Source organism: Enterobacter sp. BNK-13 (assembly GCF_048685015.1).
In the GTDB taxonomy this organism is placed as follows: Bacteria; Pseudomonadota; Gammaproteobacteria; order Enterobacterales; family Enterobacteriaceae; genus Enterobacter; species Enterobacter quasiroggenkampii.
In genome coordinates this window covers 2,865,516-2,880,945 of the sequence record NZ_JBLQTP010000001.1, presented here as the reverse complement: position 1 = coordinate 2,880,945, position 15,430 = coordinate 2,865,516, and the positions used below count along the sequence as shown (strand labels likewise).

Below are 15,430 nucleotides of genomic sequence, written 5' to 3'. Positions count from 1 at the left end.
AAAGAATACTACTCGATTCCGTTTCGAATGCAAGGGAATCCGTCGCTAACTGGTTTATTATTAATCAGTTAGCGACGAAGCGCTTCTCATCCGTCAGGACCTGCAGCAGCAGGCTCAGCTGCGGTTTCTGGTCTTTAAGCCGTTCACCCTGCAGGTTATACGTCTGATAATTCCCATTGTTGTTCAGCACCAGCGTCAGCTTCGGCGTGGTCACCACCAGCGTATTATTCCCCGCAGCCGTGACCCAGTTATGGCGGCGCGCGGCGCTGAAGAGATCCTGCCCCTGAGAATACTCGTTGGCTGGCGTGCTGACGTGTAGCAGGCGTTGCATCAGGGTGGTCATCACATCTTTATGCTCGGTAAGCATATTGATGCGCTGCGCCGGCGTACCCGGCCAGTGGATGACCAGCGGAACCTGCAGGTTCGGGCGTGACCAGCTCATGCTCTTCGTCTCGTCACCTAACGGGACGCCATGGCCTGCGGTCACGATCACCACGGTGTTATCCAGCTTGCCGGACTCACGTAGCGCGTCAAGCACGCGGCCAATCTGCGCATCAACATCACCCGCCGCGCGGCCGTAGCGGCGCGCGAAATCACTCTTATTGCTATTAGCAAGCGTAGTGCCGTTAAAGGAGACCCATGAGAACCAGCGGTTATCTTCCTGAGCATAGCGCTGGAGCCAGTTTATCCATTGGCTGGCGGTCTGCGCATCGGACTGATTTTGTGCCGCTGGCAGTGAGAAATCAGACAGCAGCGCCTGGCGGTAGAGCGGGCTGTTAAAGCCATCGGATGAGAACAACCCTAACTGATAGCCCTGCTGATTCAGCCCGGTGATCAGCGCCGCAGGTGTGCGGGTAGAGAGTACGCCGTCCATGTATCCGGCTGAAATGCCATAGAAGAGGCCAAAGATGCCCGCGTCGGTTGTGTTACCGGAGCTCATATGCTGAGTAAACGTGACATTTTGACTCGCGAAATTGGCCAGCGCAGGCATCTGCTTCTCGTAACGGGAATAGTTCAGGCCATCGACGGTGATCAGCAGGACGTTTTGCCCGCGGCCCATATCGCGATAGCGCAGGTCGCTCAGCGGATACTGCACGCTGACGGCTTCCGGGTTACCCTGCTCGATAAGACGTCGCTGGTACTCCTGCGCATCAAGCAGGCCATGTTTTTCGAGGAAGCGACGTGCCGTCATCGGGTACGAGAGCGGCAGGTTCGCGCGCTGCATGGTAATCGGGCGATAGAAGTTCGCATCCGCCCAGATATACATGATGTGCGAACTGATAAAGGAGACGAAGAAGAGCGCGGCGACGGGCTTCGCGTAGTGGCGTCGGCGGGTCAGGCTGCGCAGTTTTTGCCAGCTCCAGGTGGCAAACAGCATCTCAATCAACAGGATCACCGGGACGCTGATAAACATCAGCTGCCAGTCACGGGCCGTTTCGTTCTGGTCGGGGTTAATCACCAGTTCCCAGACGATGGGGTTGAGATGCAGGTGGAAGCGGGTGAACACTTCACTGTCGATAAGCAGCAGCGTCATCCCCACCGTCGCAAGGATGGCGGACAAGAATCGCATCAGACGCTGCGACATGACGATAAACGTCAAGGGGAACAGGATCAGCAGATAGGTGGCGAAAACCAAAAAGCTAAAGTGACCGACAACGCTTATCCAAGAGTAGATACGCCCGGTGAGCGTTGTTGGCCAGTCTGCGACAAACAGATAACGACAGCCAATGACCGTCGCCAACAGAATGTTGAACAGGGCAAACCAGTGCCCCCAGCTGACCATCTGGGAGACTTTTTCACGGTAGCGCTGACGATTCGTCACCATAAACTGTTGTTCGTATCCCTTAATGGGCCGGGTCGTTGCTGACGGACGACTGTAAAGCCTGGGCGAAAGATTTTGCGATCGCCTGACGCTGAGCCGGAGCAACGCTGGTGTTAATCAGGTTGGTGACCATATTTCCCAAAACCATCAGGGAGAGATCGGTCGGCGTTTTATGTTTTTCCAGTACGTTGACCAGCTCACTGAGCAGTTGTTCAACGTGTTCATCACTGTAGCGGGAATGTTGTGGCATAAATCAAAATCAGTTTGTTGATGAAAGGGCAACATATTACCGTAGCAACAGCTTTTTTTCCCCTTTTTTATCTGTTGTTGCACACATGTCCTGGTGGTGGTTGAATACCGCCCGGTCTAAAAGGAGAGTTTATCATGAGTCTGGAAATCAACCAGATTGCCTTGCACCAGCTTATCAAGCGCGATGAGCAAACCCTTGAAGTGGTGCTACGCGATTCGTTACTGGAACCTACGGCGACCGTTGTGGAGATGATGGCAGAGCTGCATCGTGTCTACAGCGCCAAAAATAAAGCCTATGGGCTGTTCAGCGAAGAGAGTGAACTGGCCGATAGCCTGCGCCTGCAGCGCCAGGGTGAAGAGGATTTCCTGGCGTTTAGCCGTGCGGCAACCGGGCGTCTGCGCGACGAGCTGGCGAAATATCCGTTCGCCGACGGTGGGATCGTGCTGTTCTGCCACTACCGCTACCTGGCGGTCGAGTATCTGCTGGTTACCGTGCTGAATAACTTAAGCAGCATGCGCGTGAACGAGCAGCTGGATATCAGCTCGACGCATTATCTGGATATTAACCATGCGGATATCGTGGCGCGTATTGATTTGACCGAGTGGGAAACCAACCCGGAATCGACCCGCTACCTGACTTTCCTTAAGGGACGCGTGGGTCGCAAAGTGGCGGATTTCTTCATGGACTTCCTCGGTGCCAGTGAAGGGCTTAACGCCAAAGCGCAGAACAAAGGGCTGCTCCAGGCGGTGGACGATTTCACAGCCGAAGCGCAGCTTGATAAATCTGAGCGCCAGACGGTGCGCCAGCAGGTTTACAGCTACTGCAACGAACAGCTGCAGGCTGGGGAAGAGATTGAGCTGGAGTCGCTGTCAAAAGAGTTGGCGGGCGTCAGCGAAGTCAGCTTCCAGGAATTTACCGCAGAAAAGGGCTATGAGCTTGAAGAGAGCTTCCCGGCGGATCGCAGCACGCTGCGTCAGTTAACCAAGTTTGCCGGCAGCGGCGGCGGGTTAACCATCAACTTTGATGCGATGCTGCTGGGGGAACGTATCTTCTGGGACCCGGCTACCGATACGCTGACCATTAAGGGGACGCCGCCGAATTTGCGCGATCAGCTTCAGCGCCGCACCTCGGGCGGTAAATAGCAGGCACAAAAAACCCCGCAGAAGCGGGGTTTTTTTTCGACAGGTTTGCGATTACGCGCGAACGAAGTCGATGTGAGTCAGTTTTGGCTTGAACGCGTGACGCTGAACAGCCTGAACTTTCACTTTTTCTTCTTTACCGCCAACAACGATGGTCAGAACTTCGCTGTAGAATTCAGCTTTGGTCTGCAGGTTCCACAGTTTGTCGTGATCCAGTTCGATTGCAACTGGAGCAGCTTCGCCACCGTAAACGATAGCCGGGAACTTGTTAGCGGTACGCAGGCGGCGGCTCGCACCCTTACCCTGCACGTTACGTACTTCTGCTTCGATAGTAAACATTGATTTCTCTCTGTATTTAAAACCCTACTACAGGCGACCCAGCAGCAGGTGAGTGTTCTGCCTCACGGATGTGAAGCGGGCGGCATTTTATACTCAAATGCCCCTCACATCAATGAAAAGTCCCGCTACCCGCGCAATTCGTTGGCGCGACGGAAGCGACCTTCGTAGTCAAAGAGTTTTTCGCGCACCTGCCAGAACTGGCCTTTTTTGCGGGCGACCACAAAATCCGGATGGCGCAATAGCACCTGCTGGCGCACGATATCGGCCACGGTGATCCAGCGCAGGGGCACGCCCGGAGTGCGGGTGTGCGGGCGGATAAACAGCTGTTCGAAGGCCGTTCGCTGGGCAGGCGTCTGAAGCCGGAAGCGCTCGCTGACGTCCGCCCCGTCTTCATCGTAATAGGTGATTTTCAGCCATTCGCCTTTTTCATCGGCGCCGGGCTGCAACGCCATGCCGGAACAGCGCAGCACCAGCGCATCTTTCAGCTTTAATGCCGCTTTCAGCATGTCGTCCGGGTCAACCAGCACCGTGTCGCACTCCCGACAGCGGCGAGCGGCAATGTCATTTTCGGCGTTGCACTGCGGGCAGTTTTTAAAGCGGAAACGAAAATCGCACTGCTCGCGATGCCCGTCATCATCTTCAAACCAGCCCTGACAGCGGCGGCCAAAATGTTCGATCAGCGTGCCGTCGGCGGTGGTTTTGCCCCAGAAGGTGTTGGCAAACCCGCAGGCAGGGCAAAAGACCTGCACGGGCACGTTGTCACTTTTCCCTTTTGGCGCGCCGACCTCAGGCGTATAGAGATCGTGCGGGTTACCGGCATAATCCAGAATCAGGCAGTCGGTTTTCCCCGGCGCCAGACGCAGGCCGCGGCCAACAATTTGCTGATACAGACTGACCGATTCGGTTGGACGCAAAATAGCGATCAGGTCGACGTGTGGGGCGTCAAAGCCGGTGGTCAACACCGACACGTTAACCAGATAGCGGAACTGCTGGGCTTTAAAGGCCTCAATCAGGCTGTCGCGCTCCGGGCCGGGCGTCTCGCCGGTGATGAGCGCCGCGTCGCCGGGGGGCAGTAACCCGGTGATTTCGCGTGCGTGCTCAACGGTGGCGGCAAAGATCATCACCCCTTTGCGCGTCGCGGCGAACTCCTCAATCTGGCTGATGATATGCGGCGTGATGCGCTTTTGCTTTTTCAGCTCCTGGTTAAGATCCGCTTCGCTGAATAACCCGTTGCTCTGCGCCTGCAGGCGGCTGAAGTCGTACTGCACCACCGGCATATCCAGCCGTTCAGGCGGCGTCAGGTAGCCATGTTTAATCATGTAGCGAAGCGGAAGCTCGTAGATGCAGTCGCTAAACAGGGCCTTGTCATCGCCGCGCACCATGCCGTGATAATGGTAACGATAGATCCAGCCTTTCCCCAGACGAAACGGGGTCGCCGTCAGGCCCAGCAGGCGCAGGTGAGGGTTCACCTCTTTCAGGTGGCACAGGATTTGCTGATACTGGCTGTCGTCGTCATCGCTGATGCGGTGACATTCGTCGACAATCAGCAGCGAAAATTCGCTGCGAAACAGATCCAGATTGCGGGCCACCGACTGCACGCTGCCAAACACCACTTTGCCGTGGCTCTCTTTACGCTTTAGCCCGGCGGCGAAAATGTCGGCTTCCAGTCCAAGCGCACAATACTTGGCATGGTTTTGCGCGACGAGCTCTTTAACGTGCGCCAGCACAAGCACGCGGCCGCGGGCCAGACGCGCCAATTCGGCAATGACCAGGCTTTTGCCTGCACCGGTCGGGAGCACAATCGCCGCCGGCTCGCGATGTTTGCGGAACCAGGCGAGGGTGGCGTCAACGGCTTCCTGCTGATAGGGACGAAGTGTAAAAGTCATAGGGTCTCGGTTTCGTTATTCCGCACATATACCCGTCATACTTCAAGTTGCCTGTGCGTTGGCTGCACTCGTTCACCCCGGTCACTTACTTATGTAAGCTCCCGGGGATTCACTCCTTTGCCGCCTTCATGCAACTCGAATTATTTAGGGTATAGATAGTATGCCACGAAACTTTTTCCCTTGAGTGGCGCAACCAGACCATTATACTGAACCGTTCCAGACTGCTTCTTTTTTCGGACCTGTTGTCCGACTTCCTGCACCATTAAGGCTAAAAAGATTTCATGCGACTTGATAAGTTTATCGCTCAGCAACTCGGCGTAAGCCGCGCTATTGCCGGGCGCGAAATTCGCGCCAGCCGCGTTACCGTGGATGGCGACATTGTGAGAGACAGCGCGTTCAAACTGCAACCTGACCATCAGGTGGAGTATGACGGCAATCCGCTGACCCAGCAGCACGGTCCGCGCTACTTCATGCTCAATAAGCCGGAAGGCTACGTCTGCTCAACGGACGATCCGGATCACCCGACGGTGCTCTATTTCCTCGACGAGCCGGTGGCGCACAAGCTGCACGCCGCAGGTCGACTCGATATCGACACCACCGGGCTGGTGCTGATGACCGACGACGGTCAGTGGTCACACCGCATCACCTCTCCACGCCACCACTGCGAGAAAACCTATCTCGTGACGCTGGAGTCACCGGTGTCGGATGACACGGCAGAGCACTTCGCGAAAGGCGTTCAGCTGCATAATGAAAAAGATCTGACCAAACCGGCGGTGCTCGAAGTCATCACCCCGACCGAGGTCCGCCTGACCATCAGCGAAGGGCGCTATCATCAGGTGAAACGTATGTTTGCCGCGGTGGGGAACCACGTTGTTGGCCTGCATCGCGAACGGATTGGTGCGATTGAACTCGATCCCGACCTGGCGCCAGGCGAATATCGCCCGTTAACGGAAGAAGAGATCGCCAGCGTCGGTCTGCCTTCGCACTAATTTCAGGAGAACTCTGTGACCACCAGGCCACACTCGTCGTTCAAAATCGTCTTCATTCTTGGCCTGCTGGCCATGCTGATGCCGCTGTCTATTGATATGTACCTGCCCGCGCTGCCGGTGATTTCCGCGCAGTTTGGCGTCCCGGCGGGCAGCGCGCAGATGACGCTCAGCACCTATATTCTCGGCTTTGCCCTCGGCCAGCTGTTTTATGGCCCGATGGCCGACAGCCTTGGACGCAAGCCAGTCATTCTGGGCGGGACGCTGGTCTTTGCGGCCGCAGCGGTTGCCTGCGCGCTGGCGCAGACTATCGATCATCTGATTATCATGCGTTTCTTCCACGGTCTGGCGGCGGCAGCGGCAAGCGTGGTGATTAACGCCCTGATGCGCGATATCTACCCGAAAGAAGAGTTCTCCCGCATGATGTCGTTTGTCATGCTGGTGACGACGATTGCGCCGCTGGTGGCCCCGATGGCCGGTGGTGCGGTGCTGGTGTGGTTCAGCTGGCATGTAATTTTCTGGATCCTGGCCCTGGCCGCGCTGCTGGCCTCCGCAATGATCTTCTTCTTTATTGATGAAACGCTTCCCGTCGAGCGCCGCCAGAAGTTTCACATCCGAACCACAATTGGTAACTTTGCCTCGCTGTTTCGCCACAAGCGCGTGCTCAGCTATATGCTGGCGAGCGGGTTCAGCTTCGCCGGAATGTTCTCCTTCCTGAGCGCCGGGCCGTTTGTCTACATCGAGCTGAACCACGTTTCGCCGCAGCACTTCGGCTATTACTTTGCGCTTAACATCGTCTTCCTGTTCATTATGACCATCATTAACAGCCGCTTTGTCCGACGGGTGGGGGCGCTGAACATGTTCCGCGCCGGGCTGTGGATCCAATTTGTGATGGCGATCTGGCTGGTGGTGAGCGCGTTTCTGGGCGTGGGCTTCTGGGCGCTGGTGGTTGGCGTGGCGGCCTTTGTCGGCTGCGTGTCGATGGTGTCATCCAATGCGATGGCGGTGATCCTGGATGAGTTCCCGCACATGGCAGGAACCGCATCTTCCCTGGCGGGGACATTCCGCTTCGGCATCGGCGCTATCGTCGGCGCGTTGCTTTCGATGGCCACCTTTACGACGGCATGGCCCATGCTGTGGGCGATGGCTTTTTGCGCAACCAGCTCGATACTCTTCTATCTTTACGCCAGTCGACCGCGAAAAGCGGTCCACTAAAACACAGAGAAGGCCCGGCAGGGCCTTTTTTGTTGATGCATATCAACCAAACCCCGTTCGTTTATGCTGTGTTTGTTTATTTTATGTAAAATCTATTTGTGTAAAAAGTCACATCATTGTATTCAAAAAGGTTGAGTTAGATCGCAGAAACGGGTACATATAGCGCCGACGCGAGCCTGAATACCGATAAAAAAGTGCTGAATAGTGCAGGCTGACGATGATGTGTTACTATAAATGTAAATAAATTGTGAAGTAAATTTTGCTTCCGGGGAACGAACGTGAATACATTACAACTTTCTATTGTCCATCGCTTGCCCCAGAGCTATCGCTGGTCGGCGGGTTTTGCTGGTTCGAAAGTTGAACCGATTCCGCAAAACGTCGCGGGCTGTGAAAACTGCCTGGTGGCGCTCAAGCTGCTGAGCCCGAGCGATGAAAATGCATGGCGGGTGATGGAGCGTCTCAGTCAGGCCCTGACGGATATCGAAGTGGACAGCTCCGTGCTGGAGTGCGAAGGTGAGCCGTGCCTGTTTGTGAAAAGCCAGGACGAGTTTGCTGCCACCTGCCGTCTGAAAAATTTTGGCGTTGCCATTGCCGAGCCTTTCTCCGGCCAGTACCCGTTCTGAGCGCTAGTCTGACGACAACAGCTGGCGCGTGTAGCGCTGCGTTGGCGCGCTAAATACGCGCTGGCAATCACCCTGCTCGACCACCTCTCCCTGACGCAACACAATCACCTGATGGCATAGCGCCCGCACCACCTGTAAATCATGGCTGATAAAGATATAGGCCAGCCGGTGCTTTTCCTGTAACCCTTTCAGCAGCGCCAGGATCTGCGCCTGAACGGTCCTGTCCAGCGACGACGTGGGTTCATCCAGAATAATCAGCTCCGGTTTCAGGATCAGCGCGCGGGCAATGGCGATACGCTGGCGCTGCCCACCGGAAAATTCCGCAGGGTAGCGGTGGCGCGTCTCGGGATCGAGACCCACTTCGGCCATGACCCGCATGACCTCCTGCTCGCGCTGCTGCGCGCTCAGGCCGGGCTGATGGACGCGCAGACCCTCTTCGATAATCTGTAGCACGCTGAGCCGTGGGTTAAGCGAGGAGTTGGGATCCTGAAACACCACCTGCATGCGGGGCCGCACGGGCAGCATCTGGCGGCGGTTCCAGCGGTGCAGCGGCATATCGTCAAACAGGATCTCGCCCTGGGAGGCAATTAAGCGCAGCAGCGCCAGACCGGTGGTGCTTTTACCCGAGCCGGATTCGCCCACCAGCCCCAGGGATTCCCCCGGGCGCAGCGAGAAGCGGAGGTTTTTCAGCACCGGGTTGCGATCGACAATGCGGCGCAGAATACCTTTGCGGATCGGGAACGAGACGGACAGATCCTCAACGCGCAGCAGCGGCGTGCTGTCCGCATCGAGAGGAACCGGGTCGCCGGAGGGTTCGCTGTCGAGCAACCGCTGCGTATAGGGGTGCTGCGGTGCGCTCAGCAGCGTTGACGCCGTATTCTGTTCAACACAGCGCCCGTTCTGCATCACCGCCACGCTGTCGGCCAGCTTTCTGACAATGCTCAGGTTGTGCGTGATAAACAGCAGGCTCATGTTCAGCTCGTCACGCAGTTCCCGCAGCAGCGTCAGTATTTGCGCCTGTACCGTCACGTCCAGCGCCGTTGTGGGCTCGTCGGCTATCAGCAGTTCAGGGCGCGTGAGCAGGGCCATGGCGATCATCACGCGCTGGCGTTCGCCGCCGGAGAGCTGATGCGGAAAATCATTCAGTCGTTTGGCCGCATTGCGTATGCCTGTGCGTTCAAGACAATCCAGAATTTCTCCCCGCGCGGCCTCTTTGCGCATCCCACGGTGCAGGGAGAGCACTTCATAGAGCTGTTTTTCCAGGCTGTGCAGCGGGTTAAGCGACACCATCGGCTCCTGGAAAATCATCGCGATTTTGTTGCCGCGAATGCCGCGCAGGGTCTGTTCGTCGGCGTGCAGCAGCGAACGGCCGTGAAAGAGAATATCCCCTTGCGGGTAGCTCACTGGCGGAGAAGGCAGCAGCCGCAGGATGGAGAGCGCCGAAACGCTCTTGCCTGAACCCGATTCACCCACCAGGGCCAGCGTTTCACCGCGCTGGATCTGCAGCGTCAGGTCGCTGACCACGGTGCGCGTCTCGTCCTGTTTTGAAAAGGCAATCGACAGGTTATCAATACTGAGCAGGGGCTGGGTCATCTTATACCGCCTTGTTCGGATCAAAGGCATCGCGCACGGCTTCGCCAATAAAAATCAGCAGCGACAGCAGCACGGCCACGGAAAGAAAGGCGGCGATGCCTAACCACGGCGCCTGCAGGTTGTTCTTGCCCTGCAGCAGCAGTTCGCCAAGCGATGGGGAACCCAACGGTAACCCGAAACCGAGAAAATCCAGTGAGGTGAGGGTGGTGATGGAGCTACACAGAATAAACGGCAGGAAGGTGAGCGTTGCCACCACGGCGTTGGGCAACATATGGCGGAAAATGATCCCGCGATCGCTCACGCCAAGCGCCTGCGCGGCGCGAATATAGTCGAAATTACGGGTGCGCAGAAACTCGGCCCTTACCACACCGACCAGCGCCATCCAGCCGAACAGGACGGTGATGCCTAATAGCCACCAGAAGTTGGGCTGTACGACGCTGGAAAGCAGGATGATCAGAAACAGCGTCGGCATGCCTGACCAGACTTCAATAATCCGCTGACACCACAGGTCAATCTTCCCGCCGTAGTAACCCTGAACGGCGCCCGCCACGACGCCCATCACGCTTGAGAAGAGCGTCAGCATCAGTCCAAAGAGAAGCGAGATTCGCGTACCGTACAGGATGCGTGCCAGCACGTCGCCGCCGTTAGCATCCGTTCCCAGCCAGTTTTGCGCGGAGGGCGGGGAAGGGAAGGGGCTTGTGGTGGCGAAGTTAATGCTGTTTGCGCCAAAACGTACCGGCGCCCAGAGCGCCCAGCCGTGCTGCTCAATCTGCTGGCGAAGCCACGGATCCTGATACTCCGCCGGTGTCGCAAATGGGCCGCCAAAGTCGCTTTCGCTGTAATTGGCGATGACCGGCACGTACCAGCGATCGTTAAAATGCACCAGCAGCGGTTTGTCGTTGGCGATCAGTTCTGAAAACAGGCTTAAGACAAACAGCACGGCAAAAATCCACAGCGACCAGTAGCCGCGGCGGTTGTGGCGAAAGCGGGCCCAGCGGGCCTGATTGACGGGGCTTAAACGCGGCATCATCGGCCCTCAAAATCGATTCGGGGATCGACCAGCGTATAGCTGATATCGCTGATGATATTCAGCAGCAGGCCAATCAGGGTAAATATATAGAGTGTGCCAAACATCACCGGATAATCGCGCGACACGGTGGCCTCATAGCCCAGCAGCCCCAGGCCGTTGAGCGAGAACATCACCTCTATCAGCAGCGAGCCGGTAAAAAACATACTGATGAACGTGGCCGGAAACCCGGCGATCACCAGCAGCATGGCGTTGCGGAACACGTGTTTCCACATGATCTGCTTCTCGCTCACGCCCTTCGCGCGGGCCGTGACGACGTACTGTTTACGAATTTCATCGAGAAAGGCGTTTTTGGTCAACATGGTGAGGGCCGCAAACCCGCCAATGACCGTTGCCAGAACCGGCAGTGTGATATGCCAGAGATAGTCGGTAATTTTCTGGTACCAGGGCAGGGAACTGAAATCGGCGGAGACGAGCCCTCGCAGCGGGAAAAGGTCGAAATAGCTTCCCCCGGCAAAAAAGACGATCAGCAGGACGGCAAACAGAAACGCCGGGATGGCATAGCCGATAATAATGAACGTGCTGCTCCAGATATCGAACCGGCTGCCGTTGTACACCGCTTTGCGGATCCCGAGCGGAATAGAGACCAGATAGATGATAAGCGTACCCCACAGCCCCAGCGTGATCGAAACCGGCAGGCTTTGCTTGATCAGCGTCAGCACTGACGCACTGCGAAACAGGCTATCGCCAAAATCAAAGCGGATGTAATCCCAGAGCATTTTGAAATAGCGCTCGTGAATCGGTTTGTCAAAGCCGTAGCGGTGGGTGATCTCGGCGATCACTTCCGGATCCAGACCGCGTCCCCCGCGGTAGTGGCTTTCACTGATATTCCCTACGCCGGTTCGCGCATGGCTGGCACCCATCCCTTCACCGCCGCCGCCGGGCATGCCGCCGCTGTTGCCAAATTCAATGGCGGCAATGGCCTGATCGACCGGCCCACCGGGGGCGATTTGCACGATAAAAAAGTTAATCGTGATGATGGCCCACAGGGTAGGGATGACCAGCAGCAGACGGCGGAGAAGATAAGCACCCATGATGATTCCTTATCGCCGCTCAGCGGGAAGTCTGGCGGCTTTGTTAACGTCATACCACCAGGTATCAAAGCCCAGGGAATAGACAGGGCGCACGGCAGGCACGGAGAACTTATCCCAGCGCGCAAGGCGATCTTCGCCCATATACCACATCGGCAACATGTAGTAGTTCCAGGTTAAGACCCTGTCGAGGGCGCGCCCGAGTGGCAGAAGCTTTTCTTTATCCCCCTGCGCCGCCACGATTTTCGCAATCAGCGCATCAATCGCCGGGCTTTTAACCCCCGGCGCGTTGTACGAGGAGTCGATGTAGCTCGAGGCCCAGGAGATTTGCAGGTCCGAGCTGGGCCACGGTTGGGCGGGCCACAGGCGCTGCATCATGTCGTAATCACGGCTGCGCATGCGGCTGGTGATCTGCGCGTTATCCACCTGGCGAATGTTCATGGTCACGCCCAGCCGCTCAAGGTTGTGCTTAAACGGCAGTACCCACTGATCGTTGCCCCCGGACGAGAGCAGCAGCTCAAAGCTGAGCGGCTTGCCCGTTTTGGCATCCACACGTTTTTGATTCTTCAGGTGCCAGCCCGCCTCATCCAGCAGCTTGCTGGCCTTCAGCAGGTTGTCGCGGTCGTAACCGTCACCCTTCGATGCGGGCGGCTGAAACACGGTGGTGAAAACCTGCGGTGGCAGTTCCGCTTTCAGCGGCGCCAGCAGGACCAGCTCGTCGGCTTTCGGATAATCGCGCGCGGCGTATTCGGTATTCTGAAAATAGCTGTTGGCGCGGCTGTAGGCACCGTAAAACAGCGCTTTGTTCATCCACTCAAAATCAAAGGCCAGGGAGATGGCTTCCCGCACCCGGCGATCGCTAAATACCGGACGCTGAATATTAAACGCCAGCCAGCGAGTGTCTTGCGCAGACGCATTTTTGTGCTCGTCTTTGACGATATAGCCTTTAGCAAAATTTTTGCCGATATAGCGGGTCGCCCAGTTTTTGGCGCTGCTCTCGACGCGCAAATCGAAGGCCCCGGCTTTGAACGCCTCAAACGCCACGTTATCGTCGAGGTAGTAATCATAGCGAAGGGTGTCGAAGTTCCAGCGGCCGCGGTTTACCGGCAGATTGGCCGCCCAGTAGTCTTTGACGCGGGAATAGACGACATATTGCCCCATGCGCCAGTCGGTGATGCGGTAGGGGCCGCCAGCCAGTGGTGGCGTTGAGAGCGGGTCGCTCAGCTTATGATCTTTCCAGAACGATTCCGGCATCACCGGCAGCGAGAACAGGCTCAGCATGTTCTCTTTGTTGGGTTCGCTCAGTTCGATGCGCACGGTGAGCGGCGCAATGGCTCTGACTGACGCGCCTTTATACACGATGCGGAACTGGGGCACGCCTTCGGTCATGAATTTATGAAAGGTGAAGGCGACGTCGCTGGCCTTAACCGGTGTGCCGTCGTGAAAACGTGCTCGCGGGTTCAGCGAGATTTCCGCCCAGGCGAAGTTATCTGCGTAGCGCACGTTCTCGGCAATCAGCGGATAATAGCTACCGGGCTCGTCATCGGAGGTGACAAAGAGCGTATCGTAAAGGGATTCCGTCCGCGCGGCCGCCACGCCGCGTAGGGCGTAGCGGTTGAAGTTGTCGAAGGTTCCCGTGGCGGAAAGCGTGACCTTACCGCCCTTCGGCGCGGCAGGGTTGACGTAATCAAAGTGCGTAAAATTGACCGCGTATTTCGGCTCGCCAATGACCGCGAAGGCGATATTTTCTTTGATGGCTTGCGCCTGGCTGGACAGGCTCGTGAATGCCAACATCAGCAACATAAAGCGCATAAGCATCTCGCGGCAGCTCCCTCTTTTACAGACCGGCTCGGTTAAGCTGAATAATAAGTGACGTCGCGGACAATGTGAAATTAATCGCCCTCGGGCGAAATATCAGGACGCCATTCGCGGAACTGCGCCAGCGGCATCGGACGGCTAATCCAGTATCCCTGCAGGAAGTTTACGCCGTGTTCGCGTAGCCAGGCCGCCTGTTCCGGCGTCTCTACCCCTTCGGCGACGGTCGACATATTCAGTCGTCTTGCCAGCGTCAGAACGGCATCCAGCACCGGCGACGTCACGGTCTCAGTACCGATCGCATTAACAAAACCACGGTCTATTTTGAGGTAGTCCATGGTGAAATGCTCAAGATAAATCAGCGCGCTGTGGCCGGTTCCAAAATCATCAATGGCGATTTCAAACCCTTCGTTATGCAGCCATTCGAAGAGGCTGTTGGCTTCCCGATGGTTAAGCATATCGCGCTCGGTAATTTCCAGCACGATCTGGAAATAATCCGGCGGCAGTAACGCTTTGAAGGTGCGCATATCGTCCTTGAAGCTTTCCGCATGCAGATGCCCCGGCGCAATGTTAATGCCCACCTTGGCGCCCGGAGGTAACAGCGTTTGTAATACGGGAGCGTCGTGAATGATAAGATCAAAGAGATGCAGCGTCAGCGGGACAATCAGCTTTTGCGCTTCGGCAAAATTAATAAACGCGTCCGGCGGAATTTCTCCCATTGTCGGGTGTTTCCAGCGCATCAGGACCTCAAGCCCGGTCATCCTGAGCGATTTGGCATCGACGACGGGTTGATAGACCACATAAAACTGACCGCGCTTGATGGCGCTTAAAATTTCTTTACCCGGGTTGAGCCGAATGCTGAGGATGTAGTAGTTAAGCGATCCGGCACAAATACCGCATACCAGGCCGAAAAACAGCGCATAGAGGATTTCATCGCCTGTCCATGCGTCCGCATACAGGTTGATGGTCAGGGGGACGTCTTTCAGTGTCGCCGTGCGGACCGGGATGTCATGCAGTTCGTGTGCATGAACCAGGGTGCTGGACCGCGTCGACAGCGCGTTATCGCCGATGATGATGGCGATACCCGCGAACTCGTCCTGGCGCTCCGTGTAGAGCAGGTAAGGCGTCAGATTAATATTCACTGAGGTGAACACGCCGCCATCCTTTACTAATGGGTTGCGGTACCAGATCGCAATCGCAGGTTCATCAGGCAGCATGGGGGTACCCGGAAGCAGGGCCATATCGATCTGTTTATCGATGTTAAGCTCAGGTATCAGCGTCTTCATCGGGACATTCATCGGGCCTGTCGCGGAAGAGCAGAATGCCATCTTGTCCCTGACCAGCAGGAAAGCGCGAACGTTAATGCTGAAGGCCGCGCGTGAGGTGAGTTCCTGATTGACGTCGTGGCAGGTATTTAGCGTGAGAGGCTGGAGAACATTGACCGCTTTTTTTAAATCGTCGAAATAGCTCCCCATGTAGGCGCTCACATCATTCACCAGGGTGTCGAATTTGACTTCTCGCTTGTGGTAACTCCAGGAAAATTGCAGGGAACCCAGGAGCAGGGCGGTAATGAGACCAGTGATAATACTGAGGATCAGTATCTTGCGATTACTGGAGAAGTAGCGGGTAAGCATAGACGTCGTG

The 15,430-nt window shown here is 56.5% G+C and carries 13 protein-coding genes; 4 read left to right on the top strand and 9 right to left on the bottom strand.

What is annotated here, in order from left to right; all coding sequences use genetic code 11:
* Positions 1–64: 64 nt before the first annotated feature.
* Together yejM and ACMGGQ_RS13950 are read right to left on the bottom strand one after the other, a co-directional pair.
* On the bottom strand, positions 65–1,825 hold the full coding sequence (gene yejM / locus ACMGGQ_RS13955) for an LPS biosynthesis-modulating metalloenzyme YejM (protein ID WP_229226157.1): 1,761 nt from the start codon (positions 1,823–1,825) through the stop codon (positions 65–67).
* Between the two features lie 19 nt (positions 1,826–1,844).
* Positions 1,845–2,072 (bottom strand): YejL family protein, encoded by a 228-nt coding sequence (locus ACMGGQ_RS13950; RefSeq protein ID WP_008500958.1) that lies wholly within the window; start codon positions 2,070–2,072, stop codon positions 1,845–1,847.
* A gap of 134 nt (positions 2,073–2,206) precedes the next feature.
* Here ACMGGQ_RS13950 and yejK point away from each other — a divergent pair, with 134 nt between their 5' ends.
* A complete protein-coding gene (gene yejK, locus ACMGGQ_RS13945; RefSeq protein ID WP_008500957.1) occupies positions 2,207–3,214 on the top strand; it encodes a nucleoid-associated protein YejK in 1,008 nt (335 codons plus the stop codon).
* Between the two features lie 51 nt (positions 3,215–3,265).
* Here yejK and rplY read toward each other — a convergent pair whose 3' ends face one another.
* Positions 3,266–3,550 (bottom strand): 50S ribosomal protein L25, encoded by a 285-nt coding sequence (gene rplY / locus ACMGGQ_RS13940; protein WP_008500956.1) that lies wholly within the window; start codon positions 3,548–3,550, stop codon positions 3,266–3,268.
* Positions 3,551–3,675: 125 nt separating this feature from the next.
* Positions 3,676–5,436, bottom strand: coding sequence for a DEAD/DEAH box helicase (locus tag ACMGGQ_RS13935; RefSeq protein ID WP_048028181.1), 1,761 nt, complete (start codon positions 5,434–5,436; stop codon positions 3,676–3,678).
* A gap of 281 nt (positions 5,437–5,717) precedes the next feature.
* Here ACMGGQ_RS13935 and rsuA point away from each other — a divergent pair, with 281 nt between their 5' ends.
* The 3 genes from rsuA (at position 5,718) to ACMGGQ_RS13920 (ending at position 8,260) form a co-directional block, all read left to right on the top strand.
* On the top strand, positions 5,718–6,425 hold the full coding sequence (gene rsuA / locus ACMGGQ_RS13930) for a 16S rRNA pseudouridine(516) synthase RsuA (RefSeq protein WP_021241522.1): 708 nt from the start codon (positions 5,718–5,720) through the stop codon (positions 6,423–6,425).
* Positions 6,426–6,440: 15 nt separating this feature from the next.
* Positions 6,441–7,637, top strand: a complete 1,197-nt coding sequence (locus tag ACMGGQ_RS13925) for a Bcr/CflA family multidrug efflux MFS transporter (protein ID WP_045334334.1) — start codon at positions 6,441–6,443, stop codon at positions 7,635–7,637.
* 278 nt (positions 7,638–7,915) lie between these two features.
* Entirely contained in the window at positions 7,916–8,260 is a 345-nt protein-coding gene (locus tag ACMGGQ_RS13920; RefSeq protein WP_008500952.1) for a YejG family protein, read from the top strand.
* Between the two features lie 3 nt (positions 8,261–8,263).
* Here ACMGGQ_RS13920 and yejF read toward each other — a convergent pair whose 3' ends face one another.
* The 5 genes from yejF to ACMGGQ_RS13895 all read right to left on the bottom strand — a co-directional run bounded on the left by yejF (position 8,264) and on the right by ACMGGQ_RS13895 (position 15,420).
* On the bottom strand, positions 8,264–9,853 hold the full coding sequence (yejF, locus tag ACMGGQ_RS13915; protein WP_420290183.1) for a microcin C ABC transporter ATP-binding protein YejF: 1,590 nt from the start codon (positions 9,851–9,853) through the stop codon (positions 8,264–8,266).
* A gap of 1 nt (position 9,854) precedes the next feature.
* Complete coding sequence (locus tag ACMGGQ_RS13910) at positions 9,855–10,880, bottom strand: ABC transporter permease (RefSeq protein WP_048224178.1); 1,026 nt, start codon at positions 10,878–10,880, stop codon at positions 9,855–9,857.
* Positions 10,880–11,974 carry a microcin C ABC transporter permease YejB gene (locus ACMGGQ_RS13905; protein ID WP_008500949.1) on the bottom strand — a complete coding sequence of 365 codons (1,095 nt, stop codon included), beginning with the start codon at positions 11,972–11,974 and terminating at the stop codon, positions 10,880–10,882. Before ACMGGQ_RS13905 ends, ACMGGQ_RS13910 begins: the two co-directional genes overlap by 1 nt.
* Positions 11,975–11,983: 9 nt before the next feature.
* Positions 11,984–13,789 (bottom strand): extracellular solute-binding protein, encoded by a 1,806-nt coding sequence (locus ACMGGQ_RS13900; protein ID WP_262805022.1) that lies wholly within the window; start codon positions 13,787–13,789, stop codon positions 11,984–11,986.
* A gap of 74 nt (positions 13,790–13,863) precedes the next feature.
* On the bottom strand, positions 13,864–15,420 hold the full coding sequence (locus ACMGGQ_RS13895; RefSeq protein WP_045334347.1) for a cyclic di-GMP phosphodiesterase: 1,557 nt from the start codon (positions 15,418–15,420) through the stop codon (positions 13,864–13,866).
* Positions 15,421–15,430: the final 10 nt, after the last annotated feature.

Coding starts and splice junctions, on each gene's coding strand:
- yejM (WP_229226157.1), bottom strand. CDS start 1,825: ATGGTGACGAATCGTCAGCGCTACCGTGAAAAAGTCTCCCAGATGGTC.
- ACMGGQ_RS13950 (WP_008500958.1), bottom strand. CDS start 2,072: ATGCCACAACATTCCCGCTACAGTGATGAACACGTTGAACAACTGCTC.
- yejK (WP_008500957.1), top strand. CDS start 2,207: ATGAGTCTGGAAATCAACCAGATTGCCTTGCACCAGCTTATCAAGCGC.
- rplY (WP_008500956.1), bottom strand. CDS start 3,550: ATGTTTACTATCGAAGCAGAAGTACGTAACGTGCAGGGTAAGGGTGCG.
- ACMGGQ_RS13935 (WP_048028181.1), bottom strand. CDS start 5,436: ATGACTTTTACACTTCGTCCCTATCAGCAGGAAGCCGTTGACGCCACC.
- rsuA (WP_021241522.1), top strand. CDS start 5,718: ATGCGACTTGATAAGTTTATCGCTCAGCAACTCGGCGTAAGCCGCGCT.
- yejF (WP_420290183.1), bottom strand. CDS start 9,853: ATGACCCAGCCCCTGCTCAGTATTGATAACCTGTCGATTGCCTTTTCA.
- ACMGGQ_RS13910 (WP_048224178.1), bottom strand. CDS start 10,880: ATGCCGCGTTTAAGCCCCGTCAATCAGGCCCGCTGGGCCCGCTTTCGC.
- ACMGGQ_RS13905 (WP_008500949.1), bottom strand. CDS start 11,974: ATGGGTGCTTATCTTCTCCGCCGTCTGCTGCTGGTCATCCCTACCCTG.
- ACMGGQ_RS13900 (WP_262805022.1), bottom strand. CDS start 13,789: ATGCTTATGCGCTTTATGTTGCTGATGTTGGCATTCACGAGCCTGTCC.
- ACMGGQ_RS13895 (WP_045334347.1), bottom strand. CDS start 15,420: ATGCTTACCCGCTACTTCTCCAGTAATCGCAAGATACTGATCCTCAGT.